General features: G+C 38.7%; 22 protein-coding genes and 2 pseudogenes. 11 read left to right on the forward strand and 13 right to left on the reverse strand.

Annotated elements, in window-relative coordinates; all coding sequences use genetic code 11:
- Positions 1–20: 20 nt before the first annotated feature.
- Complete coding sequence (locus tag JEU79_RS06545; RefSeq protein ID WP_198263455.1) at positions 21–188, reverse strand: hypothetical protein; 168 nt, start codon at positions 186–188, stop codon at positions 21–23.
- A gap of 38 nt (positions 189–226) precedes the next feature.
- Positions 227–526 carry a hypothetical protein gene (locus JEU79_RS06550; protein WP_198263456.1) on the reverse strand — a complete coding sequence of 100 codons (300 nt, stop codon included), beginning with the start codon at positions 524–526 and terminating at the stop codon, positions 227–229.
- A 44-nt stretch (positions 527–570) separates the two neighbouring features.
- Here JEU79_RS06550 and JEU79_RS28405 point away from each other — a divergent pair.
- Positions 571–1,691: pseudogene (locus tag JEU79_RS28405) on the forward strand (IS3 family transposase); the annotation flags it as partial.
- Positions 1,692–2,278: 587 nt separating this feature from the next.
- On the opposite strand, the gene JEU79_RS06570 reads toward JEU79_RS28405, so the two are convergent.
- Positions 2,279–2,575 carry a DUF2958 domain-containing protein gene (locus tag JEU79_RS06570; protein ID WP_281400841.1) on the reverse strand — a complete coding sequence of 99 codons (297 nt, stop codon included), beginning with the start codon at positions 2,573–2,575 and terminating at the stop codon, positions 2,279–2,281.
- 61 nt (positions 2,576–2,636) lie between these two features.
- Positions 2,637–2,870, reverse strand: coding sequence for a hypothetical protein (locus JEU79_RS06575; protein ID WP_198263460.1), 234 nt, complete (start codon positions 2,868–2,870; stop codon positions 2,637–2,639).
- 38 nt (positions 2,871–2,908) lie between these two features.
- On the opposite strand from JEU79_RS06575, the gene tnpA reads away from it, so the two are divergent.
- From tnpA to JEU79_RS06595, 6 genes and pseudogenes are all read left to right on the forward strand, one after another.
- Positions 2,909–3,160, forward strand: coding sequence for an IS66 family insertion sequence element accessory protein TnpA (gene tnpA, locus JEU79_RS06580; RefSeq protein WP_198263461.1), 252 nt, complete (start codon positions 2,909–2,911; stop codon positions 3,158–3,160).
- Positions 3,161–3,245: 85 nt separating this feature from the next.
- Positions 3,246–3,605: a hypothetical protein gene (locus tag JEU79_RS26140; protein WP_246540047.1), complete on the forward strand. Its 360-nt coding sequence runs from the start codon at positions 3,246–3,248 to the stop codon at positions 3,603–3,605.
- A gap of 104 nt (positions 3,606–3,709) precedes the next feature.
- The gene (locus tag JEU79_RS26145; RefSeq protein ID WP_246540050.1) at positions 3,710–3,892 is read left to right on the forward strand and encodes an IS66 family transposase; all 183 of its coding nucleotides are present in this window, start codon (positions 3,710–3,712) and stop codon (positions 3,890–3,892) included.
- A gap of 66 nt (positions 3,893–3,958) precedes the next feature.
- The gene (gene tnpC / locus JEU79_RS06590) at positions 3,959–4,705 is read left to right on the forward strand and encodes an IS66 family transposase (protein WP_281401052.1); all 747 of its coding nucleotides are present in this window, start codon (positions 3,959–3,961) and stop codon (positions 4,703–4,705) included.
- Positions 4,683–5,195 (forward strand): IS66 family transposase, encoded by a 513-nt coding sequence (locus JEU79_RS27385; RefSeq protein WP_281400842.1) that lies wholly within the window; start codon positions 4,683–4,685, stop codon positions 5,193–5,195. Before tnpC ends, JEU79_RS27385 begins: the two co-directional genes overlap by 23 nt.
- Positions 5,196–5,322: 127 nt before the next feature.
- Positions 5,323–6,467: pseudogene (locus JEU79_RS06595) on the forward strand (IS3 family transposase); the annotation flags it as partial.
- 443 nt (positions 6,468–6,910) lie between these two features.
- Here JEU79_RS06595 and JEU79_RS06600 read toward each other — a convergent pair.
- Positions 6,911–7,204, reverse strand: a complete 294-nt coding sequence (locus JEU79_RS06600) for a hypothetical protein (RefSeq protein WP_198263462.1) — start codon at positions 7,202–7,204, stop codon at positions 6,911–6,913.
- A gap of 497 nt (positions 7,205–7,701) precedes the next feature.
- Here JEU79_RS06600 and JEU79_RS06605 point away from each other — a divergent pair, with 497 nt between their 5' ends.
- On the forward strand, positions 7,702–8,280 hold the full coding sequence (locus tag JEU79_RS06605; RefSeq protein WP_198263463.1) for an IS3 family transposase: 579 nt from the start codon (positions 7,702–7,704) through the stop codon (positions 8,278–8,280).
- 64 nt (positions 8,281–8,344) lie between these two features.
- Positions 8,345–8,506 (forward strand): IS3 family transposase, encoded by a 162-nt coding sequence (locus JEU79_RS06610; RefSeq protein WP_198263464.1) that lies wholly within the window; start codon positions 8,345–8,347, stop codon positions 8,504–8,506.
- A gap of 372 nt (positions 8,507–8,878) precedes the next feature.
- Here the strand turns inward: JEU79_RS06610 and cyoE are convergent, their stop codons facing one another.
- From cyoE to JEU79_RS06625, 3 genes are read right to left on the reverse strand one after another with little or no spacing between them, the layout of a single operon-like run.
- The gene (gene cyoE, locus JEU79_RS06615; protein WP_198263465.1) at positions 8,879–9,787 is read right to left on the reverse strand and encodes a heme o synthase; all 909 of its coding nucleotides are present in this window, start codon (positions 9,785–9,787) and stop codon (positions 8,879–8,881) included.
- Positions 9,788–9,826: 39 nt separating this feature from the next.
- Positions 9,827–10,531: an SCO family protein gene (locus tag JEU79_RS06620; protein ID WP_214660515.1), complete on the reverse strand. Its 705-nt coding sequence runs from the start codon at positions 10,529–10,531 to the stop codon at positions 9,827–9,829.
- Positions 10,506–11,204 carry an SURF1 family protein gene (locus JEU79_RS06625; RefSeq protein WP_214660516.1) on the reverse strand — a complete coding sequence of 233 codons (699 nt, stop codon included), beginning with the start codon at positions 11,202–11,204 and terminating at the stop codon, positions 10,506–10,508. Before JEU79_RS06625 ends, JEU79_RS06620 begins: the two co-directional genes overlap by 26 nt.
- A 150-nt stretch (positions 11,205–11,354) precedes the next feature.
- Here JEU79_RS06625 and JEU79_RS06630 point away from each other — a divergent pair, with 150 nt between their 5' ends.
- Positions 11,355–11,567, forward strand: coding sequence for a twin transmembrane helix small protein (locus JEU79_RS06630; RefSeq protein WP_198263468.1), 213 nt, complete (start codon positions 11,355–11,357; stop codon positions 11,565–11,567).
- A 68-nt stretch (positions 11,568–11,635) separates the two neighbouring features.
- Here JEU79_RS06630 and JEU79_RS06635 read toward each other — a convergent pair whose 3' ends face one another.
- From JEU79_RS06635 to JEU79_RS06650, 4 genes are all read right to left on the reverse strand, one after another.
- Positions 11,636–12,496 (reverse strand): cytochrome c oxidase subunit 3, encoded by an 861-nt coding sequence (locus JEU79_RS06635; RefSeq protein WP_198263469.1) that lies wholly within the window; start codon positions 12,494–12,496, stop codon positions 11,636–11,638.
- 88 nt (positions 12,497–12,584) lie between these two features.
- Entirely contained in the window at positions 12,585–13,190 is a 606-nt protein-coding gene (locus JEU79_RS06640) for a cytochrome c oxidase assembly protein (RefSeq protein WP_198263470.1), read from the reverse strand.
- A 213-nt stretch (positions 13,191–13,403) separates the two neighbouring features.
- Positions 13,404–15,005, reverse strand: coding sequence for a cytochrome c oxidase subunit I (locus tag JEU79_RS06645; protein ID WP_198263471.1), 1,602 nt, complete (start codon positions 15,003–15,005; stop codon positions 13,404–13,406).
- Positions 15,006–15,015: 10 nt separating this feature from the next.
- Entirely contained in the window at positions 15,016–16,188 is a 1,173-nt protein-coding gene (locus JEU79_RS06650; RefSeq protein WP_246540052.1) for a cytochrome c oxidase subunit II, read from the reverse strand.
- An 880-nt stretch (positions 16,189–17,068) separates the two neighbouring features.
- Here JEU79_RS06650 and JEU79_RS06655 point away from each other — a divergent pair.
- Entirely contained in the window at positions 17,069–17,722 is a 654-nt protein-coding gene (locus JEU79_RS06655; RefSeq protein ID WP_198263472.1) for an SCO family protein, read from the forward strand.
- Between the two features lies 1 nt (position 17,723).
- Here JEU79_RS06655 and JEU79_RS06660 read toward each other — a convergent pair whose 3' ends face one another.
- Positions 17,724–18,761, reverse strand: coding sequence for a COX15/CtaA family protein (locus JEU79_RS06660; RefSeq protein WP_198263473.1), 1,038 nt, complete (start codon positions 18,759–18,761; stop codon positions 17,724–17,726).
- Between the last annotated feature and the right edge of the window lie 91 nt (positions 18,762–18,852).

The following is an 18,852-nucleotide window of genomic DNA, read 5'->3' on the forward strand; positions in this document are numbered from 1 at the left end:
GGGGTTAAAGACAGCTCAGATTATTGAGCCAGTTTTTTAGTTGCCATCACATATAAATAGGGATAGCGCTCAGTTAATGCTGGATACTGTTTAAACATATCCATTACTTTTTTTGCCATAAGGACAGAACCATGGCATGAATGACTCAAACAGCGACTGATCCATTGCAGCTCTATCAGGTCTATCATTGTTATCTCCTTACATGAGTAAATTAGTGTGATTAATCTTAGGTTATTTTGACTGCATCAATGATCAGACAAATTTCATCCTGTTCATTGCGGGCAGAAATTAGTTTGAATAAAGTCAGTTCAAGCTCAGTAATGCGAATTTTACGAACCAAAATATAACGATTAAAAAACAATTCCTTTTCAGGGATCTTTTCTTTACCAGCAGATAGAAGATTGATTACATCTTTTAAAATTTGATTTTGTCGTTCATGCTGGGTTTGATGAACATTAAAAAATTGATCATCTTCAGCACTCCAGACAATATAGGTTAATGTGGCTATACTTAACCGGACACACAACTTAAAATAACTAAAAGATAAAAAGTGTGACCTAAAATGAATGATCAAACAAAAAACCGAATAAAAGCTATACATCAGAATTTAAAGAATCAGCTGTCAAATTAGCTAATGAGACGGATCAACCCGTTTCTCAGACTGCCAGGGAGCTAGGTGTTAATGTAAATACTCTACATACCTGGATCAGTAAATATTCCAAACCGGTGAAGACGGTAGCCAATAGAAGTGATGAACACATTTATGATGAAGTAAAACGTCTGAAAAAGAATTGGCAAAAGTGATTCAGGAGCGTGATTTATTAAAAGGCCACAGCGTACTTTGCAAGGAAACTTTGTGAAGTACGCATGGATAACTGATCAGGCTAAAGATTACCCGGTAACGATTCTGTGCCGTTTTATGGATGTTTCCAGTAGTTGCTATTATGATTGGGTTAGCTCTCCTAAAACGGATAGAGAAAGAAAATGAAGCGCTTACTGAGCAGCTAAAAAAACTGTTTGAAGACAGTCGCAAGACTTATGGAACCCGTCGTCTTAAAAGAAAACTGGCTGAAAAAGGCGTTCATATAAGCCGCCGGAGAATTGGTCGATTAATGAAAAAAGCCGGTTTGTTTTGTAAAACGAAGAGACGCTTAAAGCGACGACTAATTCACAAGCGTATATCTCCAAATTTACTGAAGGTTTACTGTCTCTCAACCTGATCGCTACTATGTGGGTGATATTACCTATATTGCCACCAAGGAAGGCTGGTTATATTTAGCGGTGTCATTGACATTCTCAGGCAAATTGTTGGCTGGTCGATGGATGAGCGAATGAAAGCCAAGCTAGTCAATGATGCTTTACTGATGGCCATATGGAAGCGTAAACCAATGGATGGATTGCTTTGGCATACTGACCGAGGTAGCCAATATGCCTCTGATAGTCATAGAAAAATATTGTCGGATCATAACATAATTCAGTCTATGAGCCGCAAAAAATTGCTGGGACAATGCTGTATCAGAGGCTTCTTTCATAGTTTGAAAACTGAATTGACGCACCATTGTCGATTCAAAACCAGAGTAGAAGCAAAGCAGGCAATATTTGAATATATTGAGGTATTTTATAATCAGGAGCGACTTCATTCGGCTAATGATTATTTGTCACCAGTCGATTATGAAATACAGCGGAAATAGCTAATCGATTGATTGAAGAGGGTAAAAGGCGACATAAATGCCGCCCATTACCGTTGACGGCCATCGGCTCCTCAGCCTGTGCCGTGAAGATATTGTAACAGGATCATTACCGTTGTGAAAATACCTTGGGTGAATGGAACGGCTCTATCGTTCCAGAGGGCAAAGCCCTTTCTCTTCATCTGTTTAAAGTTAACATGAGAAACTAAAATGATAGGAAATACAAAATGACAAAATCACTTGAAACAGCCAAAAAATATTTAGAAAACTGTCCGGAAAAGTGTTGACATCAGGTTTCCCACACAAAGTGGGTCACATAAAGATTAAAGTCTGCATCAAAGCCCAGAAGTTGGGCATTTTGAGTCATATCAATATACTGATTGCTTTCAATCTGCACGGGGCAGATCCATTTTCAGAAGTCATTATTTGTATCTCCTAATGATTTAGGAAACACCACCCCAGAAAACGGGATGATGATCCGTTTTGGGTTTAAAGACATACCTGATTCCACAAGGGAACACTCTGATTTCAAGGTACATGCAGAGTTATTTAAAGTTGTCACATAAGCCGTGACCGCTGTAATTCATAAATTAATAATTAAGCAAACTCAATTTCTTCAAGTCTTGCTTTAACACTTTTAAAGGTTCTGGCTTAAAGTGCAGATCGAGTTCTACGTTATTTTCAATTAATTCGGCAATTGAGATATATCCATATTCCGGGTATCCCATACTGCCTAAACCAAAGGCCTGAATTTGCTCATCAAGCATATCTTTCTCTGAAATGTACCAGTCAAAGGCTCCAACAAAATAATGTAAATAAGCAATTGCTTCATCACCTTTATTTTCCTGTTCACCAGTCTTTGGCATTGTTTTAATCAAAGTAGCCATTTCAGCCAGTTTTTCAAAAAGAATGGCTTCTCTTCACTACGGCAACCATCGATGATGCTTTCTAATTGCACTTTTCCGATAAAATCTTCAAGTGATTTAGCTGCTTTGAGAGCATCAGATATATTGTTAACTGAGATAGTGATTGATCAGGTTTAGGCACAAGAACAGGACCTGAAACACTTTTTTTAAGTGTCAAACAGCCTTCTTTGATCTTTTGTGCTAAAACGCTTTCCACATCTTGCTGAACAAAATTAACCTTAATGGCTGTAAGCGCTAACCATCTAGCGTTATTCAAAAATATCTCCTGCCTCATAATCAATCCATCGATTAATTATGAGGCACATCAAGAAACCAGAAACCCAAGCCAACTCAAAACAATTTTGGCAAGACCACGTTAATCAATGGAATGAAAACAGTATCAGCCAGGCATCCTATTGTCAGGAACATGGGCTACCCATCAAACGTTTTGGCTATTACAAGCGTAAGTTGCTGGGTGCAACAACGCAAACCAGTGCGATGACAAAGGGGAATGGTTTTATTCAACTATCTTCCCGACACACTATTCAGCCCGCACCTCAGCATTAATTGTAGAATTACCCAATCAGCTACGCATTGAAGGGGTGACTGCCGATAATGTACAGCTGGTAAAACAATTAGCAGGATTGTTCCAATGAAGTCAGCCATACTTCCATCACTCAGCCTGCCACAGGTGTATCTCTATCTGAAGCCTGTTGATTTTCGTAAAAGTTTTATTGGCCTCAGTGCCATTGTTGAATGTGAATTAGGTCATAATCCTTTGCAGGCCATCTGTATGCCTTTACCAATCGTCAGCGTAATAAAATTAAATGCCTCTTCTGGGATAATACCGGTTTTGTACTCTATTACAAAAGTCTCTCAGAAGAAAGTTCAATGGCAAGGTGAAGATGACCTGATGAATATCACCGGACAACAAATCAACTGGCTATTAGACGGCTATGATATCAGTGTCATGAAACCGCATAAGAAATTGCATTATGAGTCTGTATTTTAAGTACTTTTAGTCTATTTTTTGTTATAATAAAGCCATGCAAAACAAGGCTGAATCCACAAAAACGACTCTATATTTTCCGCTTTTCACACGCGGACAAGAATGAATTGTTGAGTGTCATTGAACAGAAAAACCAACGTATAAAAATACTGGAAGAAGCCCTTCGTCTGGCTCGTAGTAAACGCTTTGCACCCAGCAGTGAAAAAAGTGATGGTCAGGAACGCTTATTTGATGAAGCTGAGCAGGCGGCTGACGATGAGGGCTCCCTGAACCTAAAACCACTTGCCTAAGAAGAAAGAAAAACAGGCAGGAAGCCTTTCTCAAAGACTATTCCAAGAGTCCCTGTCTTCATCGATCTGACAGATGAAGAAAAAGCCGGTGCCATTGAGGTTTTTTACACTAAAGTCAGAGAAGAGCTGGATATCATTCCAGCTAAAGTCCAAATACTGGAATACTTCCAGGAAAAAGCCGTCTTTGCAGGCACCAATGACACAGACAGTCGTTCAATGAAAGCTGCGGTCATGCCAAAACATCCATTACCTAAATCAATGGGCAGTATTCACCTGATGGCACACATCATTATCTCAAAATATGCCGATGGTTTGCCTCTGTATCGAATGGAAGGCATATTATCACGCTATGGCGGCGATATAACCCGAGCCACCATGGCCAATTGGGCTATTAAACTGGCTCATCAGTTCCAGCCGCTCATCAACCTCATGCGAGAACATCAACTGTCGGGTGACATCATCCAAATGGATGAAACGGTGCTCAAAGTATTAAAAGAGCCGGGACTTAGTGCTCATTCGAACAAATACATGTGGGTCAGTCGTGGCGGGCCACCTGGACAACCCAGTGTGCTGTTTGAATACGATCCTTCTCGTAAGAAGGAAGTACCACTGCGCCTGCTTGATGGCTTTAGCGGCTATCTGCAAACCGATGGCTATGCCGGTTACAATGCCGTGTGTGCACAAAATAATGCCACATCGGTCGGCTGCTGGGATCACACTCGCCGTAAATTCAAAGATTCTCAGACGGCACAACCAAAGAAAAGAGCAATCAAAAGCCTACAAAGCCGATGTGGCACTGGCCCATATCAATAAGCTGTATTTAATTGAGCGTGAGATAAAAGAAGCCAGTGTTAATGAAAAATTTAAGGTTCGTCAGAAACAGAGCCTGCCGCTTCTTGAGAAAATAAGAACATGGGTCGATAACACCCTGGGCAAAGTGCCGAACGACAGCTTGACAGGAAAAGCACTCACCTATATTGATAATCAATGGCCTAAGCTGACTGTTTATTGTGAAGATGGTCGGTTGAATATCAGTAATGTGCTGGCAGAAAATGCTATCCGTCCATTCTGCGTGGGTAGAAAGGCCTGGTTATTTTCAGATACGCCAAAGGGTGCACATGCCAGTGCAGTTCATTATAGTTTTATTGAAACCGCTAAGGCCAATGATATTGAGCCATATGCGTATATGGTCTATGTATTAACCCAATTACCTTATGCGGATACGGTTGAAAAGCTGGAAGCATTGCTTCCCTGGAATTTTAAAAAATCAGAATTGGAAAAGGTAAAGAACGCTGTTCGTTAAGCGCTTACTAATGGCTTGAATACCCTCGCCGTTGAGTGTTTGTATCCAACTAATGTGGCTATACTTAACCGGACACACAACTTAAAATAACTAAAAGATAAAAAGTGTGACCTAAAATGAATGATCAAACAAAAAACCGAATAAAAGCTATACATCAGAATTTAAAGAATCAGCTGTCAAATTAGCTAATGAGACGGATCAACCCGTTTCTCAGACTGCCAGGAGCTAGGTGTTAATGTAAATACTCTACATACCTGGATCAGTAAATATTCCAAACCGGTGAAGACGGTAGCCAATAGAAGTGATGAACACATTTATGATGAAGTAAAACGTCTGAAAAAAGAATTGGCAAAAGTGATTCAGGAGCGTGATTTATTAAAAGGCCACAGCGTACTTTGCAAGGGAAACTTTGTGAAGTACGCATGGATAACTGATCAGGCTAAAGATTACCCGGTAACGATTCTGTGCCGTTTTATGGATGTTTCCCGTAGTTGCTATTATGATTGGGTTAGCTCTCCTAAAACGGATAGAGAGAAGAAAATGAAGCGCTTACTGAGCAGCTAAAAAACTGTTTGAAGACAGTCGCAAGACTTATGGAACCCGTCGTCTTAAAAGAAAACTGGCTGAAAAAGGCGTTCATATAAGCCGCCGGAGAATTGGTCGATTAATGAAAAAAGCCGGTTTGTTTTGTAAAACGAAGAGACGCTTTAAAGCGACGACTAATTCCAAGCATAATAAGCGTATATCTCCAAATTTACTGGAAAGAGAGTTTACTGTCTCTCAACCTGATCGCTACTATGTGGGTGATATTACCTATATTGCCACCAAGGAAGGCTGGTTATATTTAGCGGTTGTCATTGACTTATTCTCTAGGCAAATTGTTGGCTGGTCGATGGATGAGCGAATGAAAGCCAAGCTAGTCAATGATGCTTTACTGATGGCCATATGGAAGCGTAAACCAATGGATGGATTGCTTTGGCATACTGACCGAGGTAGCCAATATGCCTCTGATAGTCATAGAAAATATTGTCGGATCATAACATAATTCAGTCTATGAGCCGCAAAGGAAATTGCTGGGACAATGCTGTATCAGAGAGCTTCTTTCATAGTTTGAAAACTGAATTGACGCACCATTGTCGATTCAAAACCAGAGTAGAAGCAAAGCAGGCAACATTTGAATATATTGAGGTATTTTATAATCGGGAGCGACTTCATTCGGCTAATGATTATTTGTCACCAGTCGATTATGAAATACAGCAGGAAATAGCTTAAATCGATTGATTGAAGAGGGGTAAAGGCGACATAAATGCCGCCCATTACCGTTGACGGCCATCGGCTCCTCAGCCTGTGCCGTGAAGATATTGTAACAGGATCATTACCGTTGTGAAAATACCTGGGTGAATGGAACGGCTCTATCGTTCCAGAGGGCAAAGCCCTTTCTCTTCATCTGTTTAAAGTTAACATGAGAAACTAAAATGATAGGAAATACAAAATGACAAAAATCACTTGAAACAGCCAAAAAATATTTAGAAAACTGTCCGGAAAAGTGTTGACACATCAAACCTTGCTGTTCAAACGTAGAAAGAACAGTTTCTTTCAGTGATCAACAAAGGTAAATGACAGGCTTCTTTGACGATTTCCCAGATATCTGGTTTTTCATCCAGATAAAAAGCAAAGCTTGATTATTCAAAGCATCCGGCTTAACGGCCAGTTTGTCATAGATAAATACATGAGAAAGCTGACCAAAGACTTTGCTTTGAGCTCGGCCATTGGTTTTTCCAGTTTTCAATATCAGGGATATCAATAAAGTGTGTCTGATTGGTGTTCAGGTTTTCAAGATGAATTTCTCGTAAACCTTGTTCAGACTTGGGCAGTGTCAATCGGGCAAAGAATTCCTGCAATGCAGTATCACGGCCCCAGACAGATAGAAAGACCAATTGAGATTGATCGATTAGAAAAGCATCAACGTATAAATCGCTGACTTCATCTATTTTATACAAAGTATTCATAGCATCTCCATAATTACATTAAAGTAGGGTAGGGACGTACAAATCCTGTCAGGATGTGAACGTCCCGACAGGGTTATAAAACAAGAGATAATGTGGCTATACTTAACCGGACACACAACTTAAAATAACTAAAAGATAAAAAGTGTGACCTAAAATGAATGATCAAACAAAAAACCGAATAAAGCTATACATCAGAATTTAAAGAATCAGCTGTCAAATTAGCTAATGAGACGGATCAACCGTTTCTCAGACTGCCAGGAGCTAGGTGTTAATGTAAATACTCTACATACCTGGATCAGTAAATATTCAAACCGGTGAAGACGGTAGCCAATAGAAGTGATGAACACATTTATGATGAAGTAAAACGTCTGAAAAAGAATTGGCAAAAGTGATTCAGGGCGTGATTTATTAAAAAGGCCACAGCGTACTTTGCAAGGAAACTTTGTGAAGTACGCATGGATAACTGATCAGGCTAAAGATTACCCGGTAACGATTCTGTGCCGTTTTATGGATGTTTCCGTAGTTGCTATTATGATTGGGTTAGCTCTCCTAAAACGGATAGAGAGAAAGAAAATGAAGCGCTTACTGAGCAGCTAAAAAACTGTTTGAAGACAGTCGCAAGACTTATGGAACCCGTCGTCTTAAAAGAAAACTGGCTGAAAAGGCGTTCATATAAGCCGCCGGAGAATTGGTCGATTAATGAAAAAGCCGGTTTGTTTTGTAAAACGAAGAGACGCTTTAAAGCGACGACTAATTCCAAGCATAATAAGCGTATATCTCCAAATTTACTGGAAAGAGAGTTTACTGTCTCTCAACCTGATCGCTACTATGTGGGTGATATTACCTATATTGCCACCAAGGAAGGCTGGTTATATTTAGCGGTTGTCATTGACTTATTCTCTAGGCAAATTGTTGGCTGGTCGATGGATGAGCGAATGAAAGCCAAGCTAGTCAATGATGCTTTACTGATGGCCATATGGAAGCGTAAACCAATGGATGGATTGCTTTGGCATACTGACCGAGGTAGCCAATATGCCTCTGATAGTCATAGAAAATATTGTCGGATCATAACATAATTCAGTCTATGAGCCGCAAAGGAAATTCTGGGACAATGCTGTATCAGAGAGCTTCTTTCATAGTTTGAAAACTGAATTGACGCACCATTGTCGATTCAAAACCAGAGTAGAAGCAAAGCAGGCAATATTTGAATATATTGAGGTATTTTATAATCGGGAGCGACTTCATTCGGCTAATGATTATTTGTCACCAGTCGATTATGAAATACAGCAGGAAATAGCTTAAATCGATTGATTGAAGAGGGGTAAAAGGCGACATAAATGCCGCCCATTACGTTGACGGCCATCGGCTCCTCAGCCTGTGCCGTGAAGATATTGTAACAGGATCATTACCGTTGTGAAAATACCTTGGGTGAATGGAACGGCTCTATCGTTCCAGAGGGCAAAGCCCTTTCTCTTCATCTGTTTAAAGTTAACATGAGAAACTAAAATGATAGGAAATACAAAATGACAAAAATCACTTGAAACAGCCAAAAAAATATTTAGAAAACTGTCCGGAAAAGTGTTGACACATCACTATTGATGCAGTTCGTTCCTCATCACATCCTACATTTTAAGTGTAAAGCAGGTTTTGATCTGTCTTCAGAATTCTGCTTATTTAATTCATCGAATGATAAATCACACGCACATAATGATCGGTTAAAAGAAAAGCAAATAACAAGCCCAAATATAAAATGGAATATGCAAAGGTCTTCATTGCATACATATCACCTTCAGTGCGATAAAGTCTAAAGGCATGAAAGATAAAGCCAATGCCTAAGGATATCGCGCCACTCAAATAAATCAAACCACTCATCTGTGTCACAAACGGAAATATCGATACTGCAAGTAACATAAAAGTATAAAGTAAAATTTGTAGTTTGGTGAAATTAATACCATGAGTCACAGGCAACATCGGAAGTCCTGCTTTGGCATAATCATTTTTTCTTTTAATGGCTAATGCCCAAAAGTGTGGTGGCGTCCAGATAAAGATAATAAGAAATAACAATAAGGCTTCTGAATTAATTTCACCGGTGACTGACGTCCAACCTAATACCGGAGGCATTGCACCTGCTGCACCACCTAAGACAATATTATGCGGCGTATGACGCTTCAGATACATGGTATAAATCACTGCATAACCAATTAAGGCAATGAGAGCTAATAAGGCTGTCAGGACATTCACGGTATAAGATAAAATCACCATTGATAATGCCCCCAGGCTTAGGGCAAAAATCAGTACAGATTTTGCGGTAAGCACTCCCGTTGGCAAAGGTCGTCCCTTGGTTCTACCCATTTGTGCATCAATATATTGATCGACAACATGGTTAATGGCTGCTCCCGATGCCGAGGCCAAAGCAATACCAAGAGAGGCAAATATGAAAATATCAACGGGCAGCGCACCGGGTGACGCAAGTAACATACCTACGATGGCAGTGAATACTAATAAAGCAACCACTTTGGGTTTAGTAGTTTCCAGATAGGCTTTTGCGATGGTGGAGAATGGTATTTGACTGGCTATTTCCATCTGATATTCCTTGTTTTTATGCTGTTATATTATAGTTTTTTATTGTGTGTTCGTTGCAACATCATTTGAATTAACTAAAATCAAACGCTTCAAATCACTTAATAAATCTTTAGGTTGGAGTTCTGAAGCATAATGCATCATGACTTTGCCAAAAGGATCAATGATAAACACTTTATTTTTGGTATCTTCATTGGCGATGGTTTGAAGAAATGTCTCTAACATTTTCATATCATTTGTATTGCCTGTCACGATAGGCATTTTAGAATAGTCTTTTAGAAACTCATTGAACATGCTAGAAGTGGCTGAATCTTTCATGATGAGTAAACGCTCAGTATTATGGCTGTCCTTACCCAGTGATGTTTTAACTTGACGCATGAGGTAAATATTCTTTTTACATAAATCATCACAAGATGAATCGGCTAAGAGCATGAGAGTCCACTTGCCCTGATTAGATTTAAGAGTAAAAGCTTGATTATCTTTTATTGTATGTAATTTTATGTCAGGGAATTGTTGTGCCTGTACTAGGGTACCTTTATTCATGCGGCCATCAGGCATCATGCCAGAATAGTACATAAAATAAGCTGCAATAGGGGGTAGGGCAAAGACAAGAATAATCATCCAGAATGAGATGATATTACTTTTGTTAAGGGGTTCTTTTGTTTCAACTTGAGTAGCATGTTCGGACATTATAGGGTTTTCCAGTTTTAAAAATATTTTTTTATTTGTGTATACGTTTGGTTGCAATGGATAAATAAGCTAATAGAGAAAATAAAGCAAAGGCAAACCATTGAATTGCATAACCTACGTGCATCTCTGTATTGGCCTTAAATTCAGGCCATTGTCTAATAAATCCATGTGGATTTTGTTTGTCTAAAAGTAAAATATAAGGCACCAGCTTTGTGCCTGATAATTGGCTATAAAAATCTAAATCATTATAAAGCCAGATGCCGCCTAAGTTCTCAGCCGGTTGTGATATACCGGGTCTAAAGCGAGCTTTTACTGGTAAACTCAACTGGCCATCGAGTGTAATATTAGCTTCATTGGTTTTAACGGTCGGCAAAACATTTCTTCTGCCACCTGAATCAACCCAGCCTCTATTAACCAAAATGGTTTGTTGGCTTTGTTCAATGATAAATGGGCTTATTACATGATAGCCTGTACGGGTATTATATTTTTTATTGTCAACAAAATACTGGTTCGTTATATCAAAATGCCCGCTTAATTTTATTTGTCTATAAGCTAAATCTTTTTGTAATAATAACTGCGTATTCTTGATGCTACTATTGTTGTTTAACACTAGCGTCTCAGACGATATGCGTTCACTAATTTGTAATGCTTGAGTTTTCTTTTCTTCGGCACGATTTAATTGCCAAATTCCTAGTGCAATCAGAAGACTAATCATAGTTAAAAAAAACAAACTTAAAAAAAGTCCTGGTGCAAAGTTATATTTATTTCCGGTGAAGGGTAGAATCATCAGAGACCTGTGCTAAACTAGCAAACTAACATTAAATGTGAGCGTTTTGTAAGGTCTAAACGCTGGATAAAATAGTTATACGAGGAAGCTGTCTTGATTTTGATATTTAAAATTGTGTTCGCCTTAGTTTTTATAACCATACTGATTAGTCTGGGCTTTGCCTTGTTCTTTTTAACAACAGACGATGAAAAGAACAGTAAAAAAATGATAACTGCCCTAAAAATTCGTATTTCACTTTCTGTGACATTAATTGTTATGTTAGTGATAGGCTATTATACTGGTTTAATTCAGCCTAACATTCAGTAGTGAGTGTTTATTGGTTTTAGCTTCCCCCTTTTCTAAAAAAGAGGAAAGCTAAAGACGTAGCCGCATGTTTATAGCCAGTAAACGAATAAATACAAACCTAACCATACCACATCAACAAAGTGCCAATACCAAGCAACCGCTTCAAAAGCAAAATGCTTCTCTGGTGTAAAATGCCCCTTCATTGCACGAATCGTGATAACCATTAACATGGTTGCCCCTAATATAACGTGAAAACCATGGAAGCCCGTCAGAATATAAAAGGTTGACCCATAAACACCGGTTTTGAGGGTGAGGTTCAGTTCTGAATAGGCATGAATGTATTCATAAGCTTGAAATCCAACAAAGACGACACCTAAAATCACTGTGGCCATTAAGCCCATAATAAGTTGTTTTTGATTGTTTACTTTTAAAGCATGGTGAGCCCAAGTGATGGTGACACCACTACTGAGTAGCAAAATGGTATTGATTAAAGGTACGCCTAATGCACCCATTGAAGTAAATTCAACTGCTTGAGGTCCACTGGTAGGCCAGACGGCTTTAAAACCATCATAGAGTTCATTGGTACTACCTAAGTAGCCTTCACCACTGAGCCAGGGCAAGGCGAATATTCTAATATAAAGCAGGGTGCCAAAGAAGCATAAAAAGAAGAAAAATTCGGATGAAATAAACCACATCATACCAATACGAAATGATCGATCCACTTGTTTGTTGTAACAACCTGAACGGCTTTCATCGATGACATCACCAAACCAGCCATAGAACAAAAATAGCAATAAAAAGAATCCGGCTGCTGCAGTATAAGGTCCAATACCAATATCATGAATAGACATTGCGGCCCCTAAAAGCAGGGTTAATATCGATAGCATTGCTATGATAGGCCATTTACTTGGCTCTGGTATAAAGTAAGTATCTTCAGTGTGTGCAGACATCAATTAACCCCCTAGTAGATAAAAATAGTTAAAGAATATTTTCCTAATATTCTCATGGCTTTACAAAAATAATGTGTTAGTTAAAGCTTTATAATTTTTTTTGATATTTTTTTGCCGATGCTTTTTCAGCATTTAAAAATGTGTAAGAAACGACTAAAGTTCGCATTTCCTGCGGTAAATCTTCAGACAAAGTAAAAAGTAGTGGCATATCTTTTTCTTCGCCCGGTTGTAGTGTTTGTTTTGTGTGACAAAAACATTCAATTTTTGATAAAAAAGGTTCCGCTTGCCAGGGTGTTACATTGGCAATGGACTGACCCGTAATAACTTCGTTAGTAAGGTTTTTAACTCGATAAGTGATTTTTTTTAATTCACCCGGATGTACGGTAATTTTTTTGTCCAGTGGTATAAAAGACCAGGGTAGATTTTCATTGACCGTGGCATCAAATCTAACCGTAATAACACGCTCATCGGTGACTTTTTTACTCTTTAGTTCTTTAATGATGGCAGCGGTTGAATTGGTGTCTATTTTTTGTCGTGAGCTTAAAGAATTGACACCAACAGCCTTGCAAAATAGACCGTATAATTGTATTTGTGCAAAGGCAAAAAGAAACATACCCAGAGCAATGAAACCTAGCCATTTAACCGTCTTGGCATTTTTTGCTTTGAGCGCTGCCGCTTGATCGATGGTGATCAAATTATTTTGCTATCTCAAGTGCTGACCAGATATAGTTCATTGAGCTATACATAACAAACATCACTAGACCAATCAAAGACCAGGCAAGTAATACATTTTGAGTGTTTTTTTCCATTTTTATTCTCTCAATATATTTAAAAAATTCTAAACTCATTTATTAGTAAAATAAGTATGAGTTTAGATGTTGATTTACAAGGTATTATTTGGAAGACCCTATTTAATAGTGGGTGCAGACGTCCAACTATGGAATGGAGGCGGGCTTGATAATTCCCACTCTAAACCTTTAGCGCCTTCCCAGACATTATTAGATAATTTCTCATCGGTCTTTTTACCACCCCAGACTGCTTTAATGATGATATAGAGTAGTATTAGATGACTGAGACCAAAGATCAAAGCACCAATACTGGATATCACATTAAATTCCAGGAATTGAACATTATAGTCAACGATTCGTCGCGGCATACCGGCTAGTCCTAGGAAGTGCTGAGGGAAGAAGGTAATGTTAAAGCCAACGATAGTCGTCCAGAAAAATAGTTTACCCAGCGCTTCGTCATACATTCTGCCAGTCCATTTTGGTAACCAGAAGAAAATGCCGGCATAAAGTCCAAACAGGGCACCCGGTAATAATACATAGTGGAAGTGAGCCACAACAAACATACTATCATGGTATTGCATGTCGGCAGGAACAACCGCCAGCATCACGCCCGTTAGACCACCAAAGCTAAACATGATAACAATGGCAATGGCAAAAAGCATGGGTGTTTCAAAGGTCATAGCACCACGCCACATGGTCGCAATGAAATTCAAAATCATCAGACCCACAGGAATAGATATCAAAATAGTACCAATCATGAAATAAGTCACAGCGCCAAGAGACATACCAATGGTGTATTGGTGATGTGCCCAAACGACCATGCCTAATGTGGCAATGATAAACATTGAACCCACCAGCGAGTTATAGCCAAATAAAGGCTTTCTGGAAAATGTTGGAATGACATGCGATAAAGCACCTACAGAAGGTAGTAATAAAATATAGACTTCAGGATGTCCGAAGAACCAGAATAAATGCTGGAACAATACAGGATCACCACCACCAGCTGCATCAAAGAAACTCGTGCCAAAGTTGCGGTCAAATAATAGCATGGTAACGCCACCGGCCAATACAGGTACGACTAAAATGAGTAGGAAGGCAGTAATTAACCAAGTCCAACAGAACATTGGCATTTTACCCAAGGTCATACCCGGTGCACGCATATTAATCAAAGTAACGATAATGTTAATTGACGCAAGGATTGAAGAAATACCTAATAGATGAATAGCAAAAATTAGGAAGTCCATTGACATACCGACTTTAATGGATAGAGGAGGATAGATTGTCCAACCGGTGTTGATTTGTGTGCCACCGCCGGGGAAGAATGGAATAACAAAAGATAAAATCAACATGACAGCTGCTGCTGGAAGAATCCAAAAACTAAGATTGTTCATGCGAGGCAAAGCCATGTCGGGGGCTCCGATCATCATGGGTATCATCCAGTTAGCCAAACCTGCGGCGGCTGGCATGACAGCACCAAAGATCATCATATAAGCATGATTGGTGACAATATTGTTATAAAGATCAGGTTCTAAAAATTGTAGTCCAGGCATAAATAATTCAGCGCGGATAACCATCGCGCTGGCACCACCCAGAAACAACATGGTCAATGCAAAGAATAAATACATGGTACCAATGTCTTTATGATTGGTACTAAATAACCAACGTCCTATGCCTTTGGGTGGGCCATGATGTTCGGCTTCATGTGCTACTGTTGTTGTCATTCAAAGTCTCCTATTTTTTTTCACGTGCAGCTTTAATATCAGCTGGTTGCACAACATCATTGGTATTATTGCCCCAAGCATTTCTTTCATAAGTAATGATGGCGGCTAAATCTAAGTCGGACTCTGCTGCCCAGGCAGGCATGGTATTCTTACCATGAAGAACAATATTGAGATGATCTGCAACAGGCCCAGTGGCAATTTTGCTGCCTTTAAGTGCAGGAAATGCTGGTGGTATACCTAAGCCAGTGGCCTGGTGACAGGCAGCACATTTAACATTGTATATGGTTTCACCTTTTGCATAGAGTTCATCTTTAGTCCAAACCTTACCTGAGCTGGCTTCAGCAAGCTTTGCAGCCTTTACAGCTTGTTGCTCGGCTACCCAAAGGGCAAATTTTTCTTTGCTGACGGCTTCAACAACAGCCGGCATTCTTGCATGCCAGGTACCACATAATTCAGCACATTGGCCTCGGAAGATGCCTTCTTTAATGATTTCTCCCCATGTTTCACTGATATAACCGGCGATAGCATCTTTTTTGAATGCTAGCTCAGGTATCCAAAAAGCATGGTTGACATCAACTGACGTTTGCAAAAAACGAATTTTGGTATTAATCGGTAGGACAAAATTGTTATCGACGGCTCTTAGATAATTGTCACCCGCTAGCTCTTGTGGCGTGTAGCGACTTTCAATTTTAATGCCTAAGTCGGGATACTCATATTCCCACCACCACTGATGACCGGTAATCTTGACGATCATGTCATAGCACTTATCTTTGTTTTCTTCTTTGAGCGTAGGGTCACTACATTCCTTGGTGGGTGATTCCCAGAGCATTTCTAAAATGGGCTGGGCTTTTCCGGCAATACTTAAATCAACCATTAATACGGCTATTGGAACAATAACCCATGACCAACGGCCAAACCAACTATTATGAAATTCTTGATCAGGTTCATAACCCTTGTCTTTGCGAAACGTGAAGACCGCATATAGGACAATGGACGTTATGATAATTAACAGAACAGTGATAATGCCCATAGTTAACATGTGGACATCGTAAATGTCCTGTCCTATCGGTGTTACCGGTTCGGGAAAATTGTACTTATATTCTGCTAATGCAGTCCCTGTCCATAGCAAACTTGCACTGACGGCAATTGAGCTAATTACTTTTTTTATGAAATCAACCAACAATTTATACTCCCCCTATGAATATTTAATAGCGATCTAGATTTAAAGCAAACTAATATACAACGGTGTTCTAGTTATATGTGTTCATTTTGAAGCGTTACGTAAATTAAAAATTATTCTAAAATGGTAAGTGTTTAGCTAAAGCTAAGCCTTTTAAGTTACTTTGGAAAATACTTATCTATAAGGTTTATTTTTAATTTAAGGTTCTTAGCTTAACATTGAGCAATGGTGGGCAAAAATTTAAGATGGGTAAATTCTGCATGGGCGACTCAATGATATTTATTTTATTATTATTATTTTTTAAAACTCATAATGTCGAAATAAATAGATTACTGTAAAACTAACAAATTAGGAATGATGGTGTAGATGCTCACTCATTAATAATGTTAGTAAAATGGTATAGGTAATATCAAAATATTAAGTAGAAATATTACCGTAATAAATTGTGTGAATTATTTTTTTCTATTATGAACTTTTTTTGATTTATATTGTCTTGAATCAAGGTGTATGTCAAGAGTAAATTGTTTTAAAACGTAACTTCTGTTATTCGTTAGTGTTTATTCTTTATAAATTGACGGGCTTATAGGTGAAAACCCTATTAACGCTAATGTAAACCGTTTGATATACATCTAGTCTAGACGTTATGAATGTCCCACTCTGTTTGATGTAGAGCTTAATATGAGTGTGAGTAAGATATTTGTTTGTGCTGCCTGCTAATATTCTTAATTAATAATCTAATGGTTGTTTAATGTACTAGTTTGATGTGCTAGCTTAATATGCCAACTTAAGTATATTGATTTGAAATTTATATTGGAGGTGTTTTTTGTAGACTTGTATATATTCAGTTTATATAATTGATTTTTATTTTAAGGAGTTGTATTAGATGTTGCCAGGAAAAAAAGATATTGTATTCTTATCGCTTTTAATTATAATTTCATCCTCAATTCTTATTGGTGGAAAATATTTATACGCTTCCATCAATAAATCTCATAATAGCGCCGCATTACGTTTGTCAGCATCTACACTTTATCCTATACCTAAACCTTTAGGGCAGTTTTCTTTGGCTAGAAAAAGTGCTGAAAAACCCGTAACGTTTAATGAAAAGTCACTGCAAGGAAAATGGCACCTTGTTTTTATGGGTTATACGAGTTGTCCTGATATTTGTCCCACGGAGATGAAAAATTTAGCTGATTTGTATCAGGATTTGCCTTTGGCATTGCAGAAAATAACACAGGTTATTATGATTACAACCGACCCATTAAAGGACTCTCCAGAAGTATTAGAAGCTTATGTAAAAAATTATCATTCGGATTTTATTGGTTTAAGTGGCACTAAAGAACAAATTGCAGGCTTTGCAAAACAGTTTGCCATGCCGTTTTTACCTTCTAATGAAACAGACAAACACAAGCAATATGAAGTAAATCATTCAGCTTCAATTTATTTAACGAATCCAGAAGGGCAACTTCATGCAGTGTTTAGCACACCGCATAATGTTGATAACATGAAGTCAGACATGGTGAAAATATTAAATCTGTAAGTTATTTTTTTGTGAACAAGAGATAATTTAACAAGATCAAGCTAAGTAATAGCAAAGCTGCCGTTACATTGTGGGCAACAGCGACGAGTAAGGGTAAATTAAAAAAGACATTGGACAAGCCTAAACTAAATTGAGCAATAACGAGTCCTATTATCAATAGGCCTGCTATTGGAATGGCTTGTCCCTGTGCTTTTCTAAAAAGAGTGAGCCCCAGAGTGAATAGATAGAGAAAGGTGATGACTGCACCAATTCGATGCATCCAATGAATCGCTGTTCTGGCCTGAAAGTCTAAAATACCCCCTTCATAATTTATGGCTGAGGTGAGTTCCTTACCTGTTTTCGGATCATGCTCATGCCAAAGTGTGAAAGCCTCTTTAAAGTTCATCTCAGGCCACCAGGAAGACTGACAGGTAGGTAGGTCGCTACAGACTAATGCGGCATAATTAGAGCTAGTCCATCCACCGAGTGCAATTTGCATAAATAATATAACGACAGCAATCAGAGCGGGCTTACGAAATTTGCAATTGAATGCTTTAATGCTCTTTTGCATGTCATTACGGGTAAAAAATTGACTGCTGGATAGGGTGAGCCAAAAAAGTATTGCAAGGGTAGTAAAACCAAAGATAAGATGTACGACGACAACTAAGGGTTTGAGTAATAGGGTGACTGTCCACATGCCCAATAAGGCCTGAAAAATAACAATGCCGACAAGAATAGTGGGTAGTACGATAGCTTGTCCTGCTTGTTTTCTATTTTTCCAGGCAAGTAGGCAGAGGGCTAAAATAAACAAGCCTAAGGTACCCGCAATATAGCGATGTGTCATTTCTTTCCATGCCTTAGCTGCTTCTATAGGCTTGTCAGGATAAGCTTCTTGAGCTTTTGATATCTCATGAGCCGTGTCCGGTACGTTAAGGTGGCCATAACATCCAGGCCAGTCAGGACAGCCTAATCCTGCATTGGATAGACGCGTATAAGCACCGAGCATAATTGCCATGAGTGCTATGAGTGTCGTAATCAATGCGAGTTTGTGAAAATTCATATAAAATACCCTTGAGTAAAACCCATAGACCAAAACCATAGAATAAATCCTATGACTAAAACCTATAATTAAAAACTATGATTTAAAAAGT

Origin of the sequence: sulfur-oxidizing endosymbiont of Gigantopelta aegis, from assembly GCF_016097415.1 — a bacterium.
In the GTDB taxonomy this organism is placed as follows: domain Bacteria; phylum Pseudomonadota; class Gammaproteobacteria; order GRL18; family GRL18; genus GRL18.

Coding starts and splice junctions, on each gene's coding strand:
- JEU79_RS06635 (WP_198263469.1), bottom strand. CDS start 12,496: ATGTCTGCACACACTGAAGATACTTACTTTATACCAGAGCCAAGTAAA.
- JEU79_RS06645 (WP_198263471.1), bottom strand. CDS start 15,005: ATGACAACAACAGTAGCACATGAAGCCGAACATCATGGCCCACCCAAA.
- JEU79_RS06545 (WP_198263455.1), bottom strand. CDS start 188: ATGATAGACCTGATAGAGCTGCAATGGATCAGTCGCTGTTTGAGTCAT.
- JEU79_RS06600 (WP_198263462.1), bottom strand. CDS start 7,204: ATGAATACTTTGTATAAAATAGATGAAGTCAGCGATTTATACGTTGAT.
- JEU79_RS06655 (WP_198263472.1), top strand. CDS start 17,069: ATGTTGCCAGGAAAAAAAGATATTGTATTCTTATCGCTTTTAATTATA.
- cyoE (WP_198263465.1), bottom strand. CDS start 9,787: ATGGAAATAGCCAGTCAAATACCATTCTCCACCATCGCAAAAGCCTAT.
- tnpA (WP_198263461.1), top strand. CDS start 2,909: ATGAGGCACATCAAGAAACCAGAAACCCAAGCCAACTCAAAACAATTT.
- JEU79_RS06660 (WP_198263473.1), bottom strand. CDS start 18,761: ATGAATTTTCACAAACTCGCATTGATTACGACACTCATAGCACTCATG.
- JEU79_RS26140 (WP_246540047.1), top strand. CDS start 3,246: ATGAAGTCAGCCATACTTCCATCACTCAGCCTGCCACAGGTGTATCTC.
- JEU79_RS06570 (WP_281400841.1), bottom strand. CDS start 2,575: ATGGCTACTTTGATTAAAACAATGCCAAAGACTGGTGAACAGGAAAAT.